Annotated in this window: 11 protein-coding genes; 3 read left to right on the forward strand and 8 right to left on the reverse strand. The window is 35.1% G+C overall.

Going from position 1 to position 16,091, the window contains the following annotated elements; all coding sequences use genetic code 11:
• Positions 1 to 276: 276 nt before the first annotated feature.
• From G3A47_RS15510 to G3A47_RS15525, 4 genes are all read right to left on the reverse strand, one after another.
• Positions 277 to 1,287, reverse strand: coding sequence for a LacI family DNA-binding transcriptional regulator (locus tag G3A47_RS15510; protein ID WP_166923925.1), 1,011 nt, complete (start codon positions 1,285 to 1,287; stop codon positions 277 to 279).
• Positions 1,288 to 2,120: 833 nt separating this feature from the next.
• Positions 2,121 to 3,353 carry an MFS transporter gene (locus G3A47_RS15515; protein ID WP_166923927.1) on the reverse strand — a complete coding sequence of 411 codons (1,233 nt, stop codon included), beginning with the start codon at positions 3,351 to 3,353 and terminating at the stop codon, positions 2,121 to 2,123.
• A 25-nt stretch (positions 3,354 to 3,378) separates the two neighbouring features.
• The gene (locus G3A47_RS15520; protein ID WP_166923929.1) at positions 3,379 to 3,606 is read right to left on the reverse strand and encodes a hypothetical protein; all 228 of its coding nucleotides are present in this window, start codon (positions 3,604 to 3,606) and stop codon (positions 3,379 to 3,381) included.
• Between the two features lie 6 nt (positions 3,607 to 3,612).
• The gene (locus tag G3A47_RS15525; RefSeq protein WP_166923930.1) at positions 3,613 to 4,209 is read right to left on the reverse strand and encodes a TetR/AcrR family transcriptional regulator; all 597 of its coding nucleotides are present in this window, start codon (positions 4,207 to 4,209) and stop codon (positions 3,613 to 3,615) included.
• Between the two features lie 327 nt (positions 4,210 to 4,536).
• Between G3A47_RS15525 and G3A47_RS15530 the strand changes: the two genes are divergently transcribed.
• Together G3A47_RS15530 and G3A47_RS15535 are read left to right on the forward strand one after the other, a co-directional pair.
• Positions 4,537 to 5,769, forward strand: a complete 1,233-nt coding sequence (locus tag G3A47_RS15530) for a hypothetical protein (RefSeq protein ID WP_243860476.1) — start codon at positions 4,537 to 4,539, stop codon at positions 5,767 to 5,769.
• Entirely contained in the window at positions 5,760 to 6,785 is a 1,026-nt protein-coding gene (locus tag G3A47_RS15535; protein WP_166923932.1) for a PQQ-binding-like beta-propeller repeat protein, read from the forward strand. The genes G3A47_RS15530 and G3A47_RS15535 overlap by 10 nt, the downstream gene beginning before the upstream one ends.
• A 296-nt stretch (positions 6,786 to 7,081) precedes the next feature.
• Here the strand turns inward: G3A47_RS15535 and G3A47_RS15540 are convergent, their stop codons facing one another.
• From G3A47_RS15540 to G3A47_RS15550, 3 genes are all read right to left on the reverse strand, one after another.
• Complete coding sequence (locus G3A47_RS15540) at positions 7,082 to 8,947, reverse strand: alpha,alpha-trehalase (protein ID WP_166923934.1); 1,866 nt, start codon at positions 8,945 to 8,947, stop codon at positions 7,082 to 7,084.
• A complete protein-coding gene (locus G3A47_RS15545; protein ID WP_166923936.1) occupies positions 8,937 to 10,157 on the reverse strand; it encodes an MFS transporter in 1,221 nt (406 codons plus the stop codon). Before G3A47_RS15545 ends, G3A47_RS15540 begins: the two co-directional genes overlap by 11 nt.
• 128 nt (positions 10,158 to 10,285) lie before the next feature.
• A complete protein-coding gene (locus G3A47_RS15550; protein WP_166923938.1) occupies positions 10,286 to 12,925 on the reverse strand; it encodes a TonB-dependent receptor in 2,640 nt (879 codons plus the stop codon).
• 604 nt (positions 12,926 to 13,529) lie between these two features.
• On the opposite strand from G3A47_RS15550, the gene G3A47_RS15555 reads away from it, so the two are divergent.
• Complete coding sequence (locus tag G3A47_RS15555) at positions 13,530 to 14,561, forward strand: LacI family DNA-binding transcriptional regulator (protein WP_166923940.1); 1,032 nt, start codon at positions 13,530 to 13,532, stop codon at positions 14,559 to 14,561.
• Between the two features lie 201 nt (positions 14,562 to 14,762).
• Here G3A47_RS15555 and G3A47_RS15560 read toward each other — a convergent pair whose 3' ends face one another.
• Positions 14,763 to 15,908 carry a tail fiber protein gene (locus G3A47_RS15560; RefSeq protein WP_166923942.1) on the reverse strand — a complete coding sequence of 382 codons (1,146 nt, stop codon included), beginning with the start codon at positions 15,906 to 15,908 and terminating at the stop codon, positions 14,763 to 14,765.
• Between the last annotated feature and the right edge of the window lie 183 nt (positions 15,909 to 16,091).

Raw genomic sequence — 16,091 nt, forward strand, 5'->3', positions numbered from 1 at the left:
TGTTTTGATTATTGTTTGTTTCTAACGCGTTTGTTTTAAAATATTAATAAAAAATTCGAACTCTGTTTCAATAAAAATAGCTGCCATTTTTAGATACGCTAACTTCTAAAAAATGTATGTACCAACCGTTTTTCTATATATCTGTTTCTTTAGAAGAATAACTACTAATTGTTTGTGCTTCTTACTTTATTTACTAAAACGTTTTAGTAAAATGACTAAAAAAAATCTGCTGTTACACCTATTTTTTTCTTTATAATTTTAAATATATATTGTTGCTTAAACCGATTCTCTAACAATCAGAGTACCTTTTTTAAGTACTTTTTCTACTGTAAAAGAATTAAAGTCGGTCATTTGACTCAATAATAACTCAATAGACTTAATTCCGATATCGTTTATGGGCTGCGCTACGACAGAAATAGTTGGCGTATGCAGTTTGAAACTATCGTGATCATCAAAACTGATCACCGAAATATCATCCGGAATACTGTATCCCAAGCCTCTGAAGGCCTGAAGACCGGCAAGTCCCATATAGTTGGCCAAAAATAAAACGCCGTCGATCTTAGCATTCTTCTGAAAGAAACGCGCAATCGAATCGATTCTGCTTTGTTCATCGGTATGATAATCTAAGTGAAGCGTAAGCGCTTTATTGTAAATCCCTTCTTCTTTTAGGGCGTCTGTATATCCTTTTTCCCTTAATTTCATCTGAATCATTTCAGATTTTGTATTGACAACGGCAATATTCTTACGCCCTTTATTCATTAAAAATTTAGTTGCAGAATAGGCCCCTTCATAATTATCCATCACGACGTGACTTACTTTCTGATTGGCAAAGTACCTATCGATTAGAACTACGGGTTTTTGCAACTTTAAAAGCAGATCAATACTTTTCTCTAAATTTTTTGTTGGTGTGATAATAAAACCCTCAACATTGGCCTGCAAAAGACTTTGCACTAATTCTTCGCAACGTTTATCATCATCTCCGGTACTGCAATAAAAAACTCTGTAATCAATATTTTTCGCCTCGTCTTCTATAACTCTCGCCAAGTCGGCAAAAAACTGATTGGATATGTCTTCTACAATTAAACCTATCGACCTTGTTTTTCCCGTTCTAAGACTACTGGCAATCATACTGGGTCTGTACTGAAGCTTTTCGGCAACATCCTGGACCTTTTTTATAACAGCCGGGCTAATGGCCATCTTCTCGCCTTTTCCGTTAATAACAAAAGAAACTGTAGATATAGACACTTGGGCCTCTGTGGCAATATCCTTAATTGTGATTCTTCTCATTAACGTTTTTTATTAAATGGCTATTATGCTACTGACAAATATATATAAAATGGGTTTACAAAATCGTTTTAGTAAAATATTTTTTAAACAAATCATTATTTTAAAGCCAAATTAAAGCATAATACTCAGCAATTATAAAGTTTTTACCTATAATTCTCATTTCTGTTTTTACAGAATATTCATCGCTTTTTAACTTTACTTTTACTTCTATTGCCCATAAAATAAAGAAAAGTTAAATTGAGGTTAAGCTTTTACTTGGCCTACAATAAATTAATTTTAATAACCTACTTTATAGCTACTTATAAAAGCGGAATTTACAAATATATTCTTACTTAAGTACTTTTGTTTTCCGCTTTTTTAATCCTGAAAACAAAAAAAGACAATCCGGGATTGTCTTTTTTTAGTCTGCTTATTTGCAAAATTCATTCAAAATTCTTCTCACTTTAATGGTCTGAAAAGATTTTCTGTTTTTTTCTACTTAACTCAAGCTACTAGTTGAATAAGAATGTATATTGTAAAATGTGAGATGTGAGATGTGAAATGTGAAAAGTAATAAGTTTGTTTAATTGATTACTATCTTGCTTACACGAACATATAGTTGTGCCAGATAGCTGAAATACAGTAACTATACAATTAAATTCTAACGCTTCGCTTAAAAGTAAAAAAATCTTTTAATTAAAGTATTTTTCCTTTCAGATTAGCATATCACATTACACATTATACATTTTACATTATACATTATACATTATACATTTTACATTATACATTATACATTATACATTATACATTATACATTATACATTATACATTTTACAACTAGTAACTAGAATTACTTACTCTTTTGATTTTGCCAATTGGTTTACTCGCCACATCAAAAACACCGTACACAATGTAATAATGGCAATTACGTAACCCAAAATATCGTAGTTTTCTAAGGGTGATGTTTTCGTTTTCTGATGCACTATAAAACCGGCACAAACCGCTGCGATACCGCCGGCAATCTGTTGTAGAGATGATGTTATAGACATATAAGCCCCACGGTCTTTCATCTCTGGAATTGCGGTGTTTAATGTCGTTGCAGGTATCATTCGGCTCATAATTCCCATAAACAACACCATATTAATCACGATTACTTCCCACATTGGTATGGGGTTAAGGTTGGTATAAATTAAAATCATAATTATCGAAATTAATGATCCTACTGCAAACAATTTAAACTTGCTGACTTTATCACTTAATTTCCCAACCAAAGGCATTATAATAAGTACAGAAAGTCCGGTAAAGAAAAATACCATTGGCAGTTCAAGATGGTTGATATGAATATTATTTACTAAAAATGCCGTTCCAAAAGGCTGTAACATAAAACCTCCGACAGAAAGGAAGGCAATTGCAGTAAAGCCCACCTGATACTGTTTGTTGCTTAAGGTATGCCAAAGGTGAAGAAAAGGATTTTTGTCTGATTGCAATTCCAGGTGTTTTGTTATCGGTTGCAGTTGGATAATAATGGCAACAAGAATCAATAGTCCTAAAACTGCAATCATAATAAATGCAGAATGCCATCCCCAATTATTCGCAAAATACAATCCAACCGGTATACCTAAAATCTGACTTGTTGCAAATGCCATTTGTATAAACCCCATTACCCTTCCTCTTTGATGAATTACAAACAGATCGGTTACTATTGCTAATGAAACAGAGCCGATTACACCTCCAAAAAGTCCGGTCACAATTCTTGCTAAAAGCAGCATTTCGTAACTTGAGGCAAGGGCACAGAAAACGGTACCCGCGATAAAACCCGTATAAAAAAAGATCAGCATTTTTTTTCTGTCAAATTTATCTGCAAAACCCGCAGCAAGCAATCCGGAAATCCCGGCACTAAAAGCATATCCGGAAACGGCAAAACCAAATTTTGACGGTGTCATATCAAGTGTTTTCATCAAAATGTCTCCCAGCGGAGAGATAACCATAAAATCAAGTACAACAGTAAATTGCAAAAGTGCCAATATGGCAATAATAATTTTTTGGTGTAAAGTAAAAGCAGGAGCTTCTGTGGTATTTTTTTTCATTATAATTAATGTATTTTTTTTTAGATTAAGACAATTCCCGGCATGCATAACCAAACCCTTTAACTGTCATCATAATTACATCGGAAGTAAGGTTTTCTGAAACCACACGAAGTACACAATCTACATCCTCATAATCTATACTCCATTGCTGTATATCCGGATGGTTTTCAAGTACAATATGCAAAGCACGGTCTGCACTAATTTTATCAATATTTGTTTTAAAAATATGTACTGTATTTAAATCTGTTTCCATAATTTTTCATGGTTTTAAAGCTTTTATTGTTGCTGTAAAAGCTTCTTTCATCATCGTATCGGTAAGAACAAACGGCTTCCCTCCCATACTCTTACCCTCAGTATGGAAGTTCAGTAGTGTATATAATGGTCCATAGGCAACAGCCCAGAAAACTTCAAACGACATTGGAATAAGTTCATTTTTACGCAAACTATTATCAATAAACTGTTTCATTATCATTCTGAAATCTGAAAATTTGGTAGTAGAGTTCAATATAATTTCTCCATGAGGCGAATGTTTAATAATCTCAAAAAAAGCAACTTCTTTGGGATATTTCATGGTAAAATCAGCCCGGTTTACCCATTGTATCCACAATCCTTCTTCAAAAGGCATCTCAGGTGAGAAATCTTTAATTGTACTTGAAAAAAATTCAAGTGCAACACTTCTGCCAATTTTTTGAATTAAATCATCTTTGTCTTTATAATAAATATATAATGTCGCTACCGAAATATTGCAGGCTTTTGCAAGCTTGTTCATACTGAAACCCTGAAATCCATCCTGCACGATTTGATCTATTGCTCTCGCAACAACCAGTTTTTCTTTATCAATATCTCTTATTCTCATACCTTATTTTTTAGCAAAGATAAAATAATAAGTGAATGAACGCTCTTTTATTAATGTTTTTTTTTCAAAGCCTTACTAATCAAATCTAAAAGAAGCCGAAACTTCATCTACTGAACTATTTGTCGGATACGAAATCATCACAAACACTACACTTATAAAATAAATCCCAACATATTTATTTATAATTAACGTAAAACTGTTAAAATTCCTTTATTTTGCCATCAATAAAATCAAACCTAATTGGTCTTATTTTTTTAATGATATGCCTATAGAAATAAATAAAACAACATAGAATTACACCTACTTTTAACCCAAATTTTAACGACAATGAAACCTACTTTTTCCAGAAGTCTATTTACAATAGGCTCCTTGTTTTTTGCTGTTGCATTACAGCTAAGTTGTAGCAAGAGTGAACCGGATGCCTATGCACCGAACTATTTAGCTCAAATTGATGCAGGAAAACTACCTCCTGCCAATCATCCGATGACAATGTTTACAGATGGCGAAGATCCGGCCAGAATGTATGATAAAAAAGACCGATGGTTTAGGGTCAATCAGCCCCTACAAATTATACAAAAAGGAAAAGACTCTATACAATTATCTCTTTATTCGCCAGTTGGCTTAAAGGATGTCAGAGTTTATGCCAAATTACCCAATTACAACAAACGATTTGTAGTTTATCATTTTACTCAAATCCCGGCTTTTCATCGCTCTGTTCACCAAATTCCGCTGGTAGCAGCCAGGAATGACTATGAACTGGAAGATGGGAAAACGGTTACCATTGACAAAATAGATGGCTTTTCATCCGGAGCCATTGAGTTTTCAATCGAATCATCAGATCCGTTATTTGCTAAATTCAAGAAAATAAAATCTTCACAGTTGGTTCAGTTTCACGATCAATATCATATCGATGAATTCGGAAAGTTTTTACCAATGAATCCGGTATTGGCTAAGGAAGCTATTACTATGATTATTAATTACTCCTATGCTTTGAGTCATCCAATTTATTATAAAACACATAATAATTTTGATGTTTATAAAAAAGAACAGGCCGCACTTGCCGGTACAGCTGTAGTAGGTGCTACAGACTGGCATGGTAATAAGGCAGATGCAAATGGTGTGTATGATTATTTTACAAAAGAAGAAATCGAGAAACGTTACTGGGACTATGTTGACGACAGAACCCTTTATATGGCAATGGTCGGAGGTGATGCTGCTTTAGGTGGTGGAGCATTAGCTTCACAATACGAAGGAGGTTACGTAACAGGACACTGGAACGGCGAAATGTCCCTTTGGTCTCACGAATATTCACACCACACCGGCTACAATCATGACAGTAACTTTGCCAATAGTGGTGAAGGAGGCGGACAACAAGAAATGCTGACTCAATTTTACAAGTACTTAATTTACCTAGACGACCTTCCATTTACGGATCCTGATGTCTTAAAAACCTATACCAAAACACAGTATCTGAAAGGAACTTATCAAAAACCGGTTTTTAAAATCAATCCAAAAAATACATTTTTATTAAAATATAAAGGAGAAGGAAAATGGAATTAACAAAACTATTCAACATGCCTAAACTGATTTTATTACTGCTTTTAGTATTAACCGCCTGCAGTGATAAGGAAGAAAAAAATTCAACTACAGACTATGCCTATTATTATCCAACAGAGGAAGCGATTATCACTGCCAAACAAATTGGAGATGGAACACCTGAACTTGATCCAAGAGGGATAACCATTGCCAACGGAAAATTATATGTTTGCAACGGTGATGTTCTGGAAATTTTTGATGCAAAAAGTCTAAAATACATCAAATCAGTAACCGCTTTTACCAAAGGAACTACAACTATCCCCTTTACGAATCTTTCTTCTGTTGCTGTTGACAATAACAGAATTTATTTAGGAAGTATCGATTCACGTCTTTTTGTATTAGATGAAAACACCAATTTAGGAATCAATACCGTAGGTAATGGTCAATGGTGGAACACTTTTGTTCACGTTTTCGGGGTTGCAGTAAAGGACGGATTGGTTTTTGTAAAAGAAAAACATGCTTCAATAAAAGTTTTTGAGACGTCCCAAATCACCGAAACCAGTAAATGGGATCTTGCTCCTATTGCAAAATTAAACACCTTAAGCGGCTTTGATGAAATTTATTCTATGGATATAACTGGTGGAAATTTGGTTGTCGCCGGAAGAAATGCTAAAGCATACCTCCTGTACAATATTGCAGCTATTCGCACCAATGCAGCAGCTTCTCTTGTTACACCATTACCTCCTTCCGCAAAACCACTTTCAGAAAGCAAACCAACAGCAGTGTCTTTAAGTGCAGATTGGGCTATCACTTCTGAGAATGTTGGCTCTGCTTATTTTCTAAGGTTTTATCCAAAAAATGAGTTCTTAAATCAAACTTATTCTGCCAGAATAAATGCCAGTGATATCATGGGAAAAAACTCTTTTGGTACCATCATGGGAATTACACAATTGGAAGATCGTATCTTCTTATCTGATAAAACCAACAAACAAATCAGAGTACTCAGGCTAAAGAAATCTGCCATTAATGAGCAAAAATAAAAGCAAAAACTGCTTCTGATAAGAGTCATGAATCAGCTTCAACTTTAGTTGAAGATCATCTCTGAAAGACAAAAAGGCTTTAGCTGAACACCTTTGACGGTTCGGCTAAAGCCTTTTTACTACTAATCATTTTTTAACCTCCAACTGAAGTTGGAGGCAATTGATAGAGTCTGTAATCTATTAGAATAATTTGAAAAACTAGTTATACCTTTAGCAATAAATCTAAACGTTAAAAAAAACTACGCTCAACAAACTATAACTACAGTTTAATAATCAAAATCATAAATTATCCCTTTTTAGAATAGCGTATCAGGATCAACTAAATCAGATAATTTCTCTTTTAAATCCGGTCTTAAGAGCGTTAATCCAAATTGGTAAGAAGCATTCATCCAGCCAAATCCTTCCTCGGTGATGTAATTAAATTCTGTTCCGACATTTCCATACTCTGCAAAAATCTTATGGGAACTTATAGACAAATCAAATTTTTCCGGAATCGTTCCATTGTAATCGACAGCATTTCGGGTAATAAGCCACAGCCATCGATAGACCATCTCCTGTGCTTCTTCCTGAAAATTATAATTTAATAATCCTTTCCATAGCAATATCTGATGCGGAGCCCAGCCAAAAGGGTAATCCCATTGTCTTGTGGGATCGTTTTCGGTTACGGAAGCAATAGATGACTTTGTACTTCCGGCGATTCCTCCTTTCATTTTAAATTTTGGCAACGTCTTTTGAACTAAAGTAGAGGCTTGTTCCTGAGTACAGATTTTGGCCCACAAGGGATAAAAAGTTGTTGCAGCTTCAAAATAATGTTGCTCCTTTAATTCGAAGTTATAATCGAGATAAAGACCATTCTCTTCATTCCAACACAATTCATTGATCTTATCTTTTCTTTCTGCGGCTTTTTTATTCCAATAAGCACTGGAATAACTGGCATTTTCGTCGTACTGAAAATCATCTTTAAAAACAGATTCAATCAAAAAAGCAATATCTGTTTCATATTTATAAAGAAGACTGTTTATGGCAACGGTATTTAAATCAGCGCAAATTCCAACCAAACGGTTTGTAGTATCGTGACCGCTTTCGCGCATGCTTCTGTCGTGGGTGAAATAATGATCCAGATCAGCATCTAAAATTTCCCTTTCGAGATACTTTTTCTCAAATTCTCTTGTCGAAAGCTTGTATTTGGGAGCGTACTTTTCTAAGATATCATCAAAATGCCCCTCTTCTACCTCAAACGGAAGCCCAATTCCCTCCGCTTTGTAACGGTTTAAACCATTTGGAGTAAGTCTTTTTCCTAACTCCATCCAAACCGTTTTGTATTCTTTTATTGCCGTTTTTAAATGCCTTTCGACCCATACAATATCCGGATTTGACTTTTGAATAATATCAACAATCAATGAGGTGTATAAGGGAGGCTGCGTACGAGTTAAATAATAGCTGCGATTAGCATTTAAGATTTTACCATAATGATCAATCTGGTATTTAAAGTTCTCAGCCATGCCAAGCGCCAAATCAATTTTGTCATCGATTAAAAGTCCCATGGTTATAAAATAACTATCCCAACCATACATTTCATTAAACCTTCCACCGGGAACTACGAATGGAACTCCCTCGATTGTATTATTTGTCGTTTGCAAGGCCAATGCTAAAATTCCGGGTTTTTTATTCAATGATAAAACATATTCCGGTGAAATATCCTCAGGTAACTGAACCACTTTTAAAGTAGGATTTGTCCCTTCCAGATCTTTGAAATAAACAAAAGCAGCCATATCTCCGGCAGGGACATATAAATACGAAATTGCATTTTCTATTTTATCGTCTTCCAGAATCTTTTTTACTCCGGTAGCATCAATTGTTCTGGTAAGACCTTTCCAATACAAATCTTTTATTTTTCTGGAGATCCTTTTTACCGGATCTTCGGTAATATCTGCTAAATTGATTTCAGCAAACTCCGCATTCGTTTTTTTGCACAAGGCCAGTTCCTGTAACAAATTAGAAAGTTGGTAAGTTCCTTCAACAGTTGTTGTATTTCCTTTCTCATCTTTTAACAAAAAGCTTTTCGGACCTTTATCATCAATGGTTATTTTTTTGTCACCATCAGTATCTTCCTGCGCCAATAATTGACCAAGAGTCTGATCTATATGTAATTTAAATTTCATTTTTTGAGGTAATTTTTTTGAGAATAAAAAAAGAGATCAATAATAAAAACATCGGAATCAAAGTGAAATAAAATGCTTTCTCCGGACCTTCATTTTTAAATAACCAACCTGTTATACGTGAACCTAATGTTCCTCCAAGAGCAGAAAAAATAACAATCAATCCTGTCATTGAACTTTGCAGATTCTTGGGCAATGAACTCAGTACAATCGAATTAAGTAAAGGATAAATCGGTGCTATAAACAATCCGATGAGCGGAAAAGCAAATCCAATAAGCGGAATATCTGAAAGTGAATTGATATTTTTCACTTCAAGTCCAACCACATTAGGTAGTACAAAATAGACAATCAGCATGGCTGATACAACGCAAAAGCTCAATACCCAAATCCAATTTACCTTTTTTGTTACGATTCCGGCAATAAGTCTTCCAACAGCCAATGAAATGGCCAAAATACTAGCCATCATAATGCTGATATTTTCCGGTAAATGAAGTACTTTGGTGTTAAATGTTGGCAGCCAGGAAAGGATTCCCTGCTCGATCATTACAAACAGAAAAACACTGATTACAAAAATAACTGTAAGTGTTTTGGCAATCAATTTAAACATTTGCAAAAAATCATCTGTAAAATTCGCTCCTGCGCTTACTTTGGTTTCTTCAAACTTTGTAAAAAACAGAAACAGAAACGAAAGCAGCGATAATCCGGCCAGAAACCAATAGACATTTAACCAGGAATCCGGATTGCTTTCATCATTAAAAGCCGGAAACAAGAAGTAAGCCAATGCGATTCCGATCATAAAAACACCTTCAATACTGCTCATTAAAGCATTGTGTTCTTTCTGACTTTCTGTGACTGCACCAATTAACGAGTACACTGAAACTTTAATCAATGCAAAAGACACACCAACGGTTGCAAATAGTATTTTGGCGTTGTCAAATGAGTTTCCAAAATACATAGAGATACAGGCCAAGGTTACCAAAGCCAACCCCGTAAGCATCGCCTTTTTGTACCCAATCCGAGGCAAAAAAGAAGCAATAAAGAAAGAGACAATAGCAATTGGCATATCCTTAAAGGCCTCCAAAATGCTGGCCTGTACTTCATCTACTCCATATTTTTTTTGCGATTTTAAAATTACAATACCAACACTATTCAACAAAATAGCAAAGACAAAATAATTCAGGTACAATGCTATTTTTATTCCTAAGTTTTTCATTCTTGACGTAGTTTATTTTATATAGAAATATACGTTTGTAAACAGGAGATTACGTAAAGTTACAAAAATACCAAATGCTGTTTTTGGCAACAACATTTGGCAAAATAGGAACTCAACTAACTAACAAATTAAAAAGTAACAGCTACCGAAAATCTAAAAGCACGCCCTAAAATTGGCCTTGCCATAAACACATCACTTGCTGCCGATGTAGTTTGTCTCGGATCACCTTCTGTTAAACCAATCTCGTTGAATAAATTTGATGCATCAACTGCAAAACGAAGGTTGTTGTAAGTATAGTTTAGACCCGCTCCAACTTCTTTGTAGGCAGGCAAAACTTGTTTATTATCCTGATTGGTAAACTTTTTATCATAATAAGAAAATTGTACATAAGCCGTAAAGTCTTTTGTAATGTCAACTTCCGGTCTTAGGTTACAGAAAAACTTAGGAATTCTTCGGGCCGTATTTCCATTAAAATCAAAAGTCGAACCATCGGCATTAGTACCGGTAAATTTATCATACTCCGGTTTTTGAACGGTGAATGTAAAATTTAGTTTTACCATTTCATATCTGGCGTTGGTTTCTACTTCAAGACCAATATTGTTCACGTCGGCAAACTTGTTTTCAGAACTTCCGTCAGATAAAATATCGGTAAAAGCAACATTTTTCAGATTCATATGAAATACATTCGCATTCACAGAGAAAAACGAACCGGAATATTTGTAACCAAGTTCTAACTGATTCACTTTTGTGTTTTCAAGCTTGCTTAAATTAGCCGCATTATCATAAAAAGATTCTTCAATTGGAGATCTGAAACCGTGGCTGTAACGAACATAAGAAGCCATATTATCATTGAATTTATAATTTCCGGCTGCTGTATACGACCATTCGCTTACATCATATCTCCAATACGTATACGGATTTCCTTTTACCGTGGTCACAGCATCATCGGCCGTATTATTGTTTAAAACTCCTAAATTTTCAGCAAAAAAACGGGCATTGTCTCTATAACCTGAGTACTTGTCTTTATTATATCGCAAACCGGCATTGAAAGTAAGTTTATCACTGGCTTTAATTTCTGCATCAGCATAGATATCATTCAAAACTCCTTTGGTTTGTGCGTCTCTTTCTAACCAGGTGATTCTTTCTACTCCGTTCCAGGTATGATTTACGTTGGTTGTATTGTCTTTTACATTTAAAAGCCTTGGATTATCTGAAACATTTACCAAATACGAATTCCAGTTCCAGTATTGATTCGATTTCCAATTCGAATAATAGTATCCGGCCGTCAATTTCACAGGATCTAAATCGAATGCGAAAGAGAAATTATTGGCAAAATTGTTCATTTTTTTGTGAATGTACCAATGATCTGCTCTCATAATCAATGCGTTTGGATCCACTACTGCTCCATTATCTACATAGGTATAAGCTAAATTACCAGCGGTTGTTTTTTGAATATCGGTCGCATAAAAATCTTGTGTCCATGGACCTCCATTCGGAAAAATAGCATTGTAATTCAAATCGATGGCGGTTTGTTTGAATGCATTTTTGAACGTCACTTTATCTGAGATTTTCTTTTTAAATTCAGCTCCGATTGAATTGATAACAGGATGCGAACCATCTTCCAAATCAGCAGTAAAAGTACCACCTCCATACTGCGGAACATTCAAATGACTAAAATTAGCTGAAGTCAATGTTCCATAATTCGGATTAAAGCCGTCTATACCTTCGATTTTCCCGTTATTACTTTTCAATGGGATTGGCAGGTAGAACGTATTTCTGTCGTTAAGATGTTTGAAATTAACTCTTACATAATCTCCATCATCAAACTTATAAGTCAAATTTCCTTTGATCTGTCCCCCTTTATTGGCCGTAAAACCGGTATTTCTCACTCCATTATCGGCTCTGTAAAAACCTCCAACATTAAAGAAAAGTTTGTCCTGAATTAACGCGCCTGATAAATTAAGGTCAGTTCGAAACATCCCATAATCTGAAGTCGAAAATTTAGCTCTTCCCTGAAAATCATTTTGCCCGGTTTTAGAAATAAAATTGATGATTCCCCCGGGAGCATTGTTGGCAAATATAGAAGCCGATCCCCCACGTACGGCTTCCATTTTGCTAACGGTTTCATCCAATCGATAAAAAGTATCTGCATTGGCAAATTGCAAGGCTCCATCCTCAAAAACCGGTAATCCGTCCTCCTGAATTTGTACATACTCATAAGCTCCTGCTGACGGAATCCCTCTGGCGAAAAGGTTATTCCCTATTTCTCCTCCTGAAGCTTCTACCACAAAGCCGGGGATCGTCTGCAGCAAGGCTGCAGTACTTATTGGTGCCCTATCCTCAATAGCTTTTGCTCCCAATGATGTAATCGCAACACTCGATTCTAATTTAGATCTTGGACTGGACGATCCTGTAACGACCACTTCTTTTAAGTTTTGTGATTCTGTTTCTAAAAACAAATCTTCTTTTACTGATTCTCCTTCTTTTACCGTGATTTTCTTTTCGAAGCTTTTATAGCCCACATTTGTTGCAGAAAGAGTATAACTTCCGGCAGCGACATTCGAAAATAAATAGCTTCCGTTTACATCGGTAATCACATTTTGATCGCTTCCTTTTAAGGACACATTTGCTCCGGGAACAGTTTGTCCGGTTTCGTCGAATACTTTTCCGGAAACAGTATTTTTCTCCTGCGCAAACAATTGGTTTGGAACAGAGATTAGGCAAACAAATAAAAATAATCCGCCTAGATACGTATTAATTAGTTTCATTTTCTTTTGGTTTGGTTAGTAAAATTTATGCTTATGACTGTAAACATATACAACTAATTAAAATCTGACTATAAAAATAAACTCGAAAACGTTTTCGAAATAACCTAAAACGTTTTCGAAAGTTATTGTCCGTAACCGCAAGGGATGCAAAGACTTACGCAAAGGACGCTATTTTCTCTGGAAACCATTTTTTTTGCTTGTGAAGTTGTAAAGTTTTTTTGCACGCAGATTTTGTTGATTAAGGAGATTCTTTTCCGTAATGAGAATAATTATATGCTACCATATCCATTTTGTATCTCAATAAAAACAATCCAACTAAATCTGCGTGAGTAAAAATTAACCGTAAGGTGTGCAAAGGGTTACGCAAAGGACGCTACTCTTTTACCTAAGCCTTAATTTTTGCTCGCGAAGTCGCAAAGTCGCAGAGTTTTTTTACCTTTTAACTCCAATCGTTACAGCAAATCTATTTCAGGTTTATCTGCTATATCTGCCTGAGCAAAACATTGCTGCTTTATATCTCTTGACTTTTCGTGCCCAAACTATCTTGACATAAAGAAAAATCTTTGTGTATCTTGCGGTTCAGAATTTTTAGTATATTTATTATATGAATGATACAAAATTAATTGATATCGCTTCGGCCTTAGGAATCTCGGTTACCACTGTTTCGAAAGCTTTAAAAGGGTACACAGACATTAGCAAAAATACCCGTGCCAAAGTAATCGAAATGGCGGATAAGATGAATTATATGCCGAACTCTGTTGCGGTAAACCTCAGAACCAATGAAACCAAAACTATTGGGGTTATCGTTCCTGCAACAGTGCATCATTTTTTTTCGAGCGTGTTAAATGGAATTCTGGAAGAAGCGGAGAAAAGAGGGTATCTGGTTATCATTCTTCAATCAAGTGAAAAATATGAACTGGAGAAAAAACAGGTAGCCCTATTGCTGCAAAAAAGAGTGGATGGTATTTTAATGTCACTTTCTAATGAAACGGATGACTTTTTTCACATCAATGAAGCGATCCGAAAAAATACTCCCGTGGTTTTATTTGATAAAATTGCCAAACGGGTCGATTGTTCTAAAGTCATTATTAATGATATGAAAGCGGCTTATGATGCCGTCACCTATTTAATAGAAAAGGGATACAAAAAGATTGCACATTTTAGAGGTTCTTATGTGCCTCAAAATTCTATCGATCGTTTTTTGGGATATAAAAAAGCACTCGAAGACCATAATATACCGTACGATCCTTCTTTAGTCTACGTTTGTGATCACAATACCGATTTTGAAGATGGCTACGAAAATGCCGAAAAGTTACTAGCAGATCACAATGATGTTGATGCTGTTTTTGCAATCACTGACTTGGTTGCTATCGGAATCATTAAATATTTCAACGATCACCAAATAAAAACTCCGGAACAGATTGCCGTTTTTGGATTCAGCAATTGGTTTATGAGTACTGTAATTTCACCAAAATTAACAACTATTGATCAGCCGGGATATGATATAGGCCATCGTGCTGCTTCGATATTAATTGATGAAATTACCCAGATAAAAGAACATATTCCGGTGGTGCATCAGACGGTTGTATTGCCGACTCATATTATTGAGAGGGAGTCTACACAGAGATACCGATAGTTATAAAATTCCAAATTTTTGAAATTGCTTCGCCAGTTCGCTATCGCTCGGGTCCAAATTCCAAACTTGATTGTCTGTTCGTTATCGCTCGGGTCCAAATTTCAATTTATTCAAACCATAACTAAACAAAAAAATGGGATCTTTTGGGACCCCATTTTTTATTAAGCTACTAGATTTATATCGATAAATCTAATCTTCTTTTTACTTTTTACTTTTCTCAAGCACTTCCAGTCTCTTATTCTGTTCCTGAATAATTTTGGTAAGCTGTTCAGTATTTTTTTGCTGCTCAATTGCGTACAAAGTCAGTTCTTCTACCTTCTTCAGTAAATTCATATTCATTTCGGCTAACATCAAACCGTTTTTCTCGATTTCTTTTGCAGATGGAATTTCAGGTAAGTGACTATTTTCTTTGATGTAACTTTCAACTTCCTTAAGTGTTTTCAACTTATAATCATTGGCAAAAACATAATCGGGAACTGTCATTGGACTGGCCAGATCAATTCGAACCTCCTGTGCATGAATTTTACCATTTACGGTCAATTTTTCGTCTGGCACACTAGTACCAATTCCAACATTTCCACCATTGAAATAAGAACTACCTATAGAAGATATAAGATTTTTATATTGCCCACTATGCGCCATCGCAAACTGACTTTCGCTCCAGTAACTTATATCAGCGGAATTTGTAAACCCATGCAATCTGACACCTCCATTGCTACCGGTCGTAGTAGCTTGTATTGCTAATTTTGCAGCTGGTTCAAGTATTCCTATACCTACATTACCATCTCCTTGAATTCTAACCTTTTCCGTTTGTGCGGTACGATGTGATTCTTTTGTAAAAAATTGCATGCCATATGTATTCAATCCAGCACTTTGAACTATTGATCTAATAGAGGTTCCTAGTTCAGTATGATTTCCATCGGTGACAGATTGGGCAATCATTATAGCTGAATTAGAATCATTATTTAAAAGATTTTTAAGCAATATATTCCCATTACGTACCTCTAATCTTGCTAAAGGATTAACTGAACCTATTCCAACATTTCCTCCATTAAAAAGAATTTTATCCGTTCCGTTTTCTACTGAAATGTTAAAACCACCAAGTATATTATCCAATCCCATCCATGCTCTTCTTACTCCCGACTTGTTTAGCCATTGCGTATAAAGAAATGTATCGTCCGTGGTTTGAAAAGCTGCGATTGCATCATTTGAGCTCTTTATGTGTAAAGGAGAAGATGCTGCTGCGCTCGAAATTCCAATTCCAGCATTTCCGGTAGTTGGAAATTCATTCTGAGCCAAACAAAATGATGATATTAAAAGACTTCCGAACAGTGTGTATTTTTTCATGTATTTTTAGATTTTATATTTTTATCAATAAACTTATTTTATCCTTTCTTCAAGTTTTTCCAAACGCTTATTTTGTTCTTGTATTATTTTATTCTGTTCAATTCCGTATAAGGTCAACTCCTTTATTTTTTTAATAACCTTAGATTCGTTTCAATAGACAAAAAGACAACAATCTGAACACGT

The sequence above is a fragment of the Flavobacterium poyangense genome (assembly GCF_011751075.1).
Classification (GTDB): Bacteria; Bacteroidota; Bacteroidia; order Flavobacteriales; family Flavobacteriaceae; genus Flavobacterium; species Flavobacterium poyangense.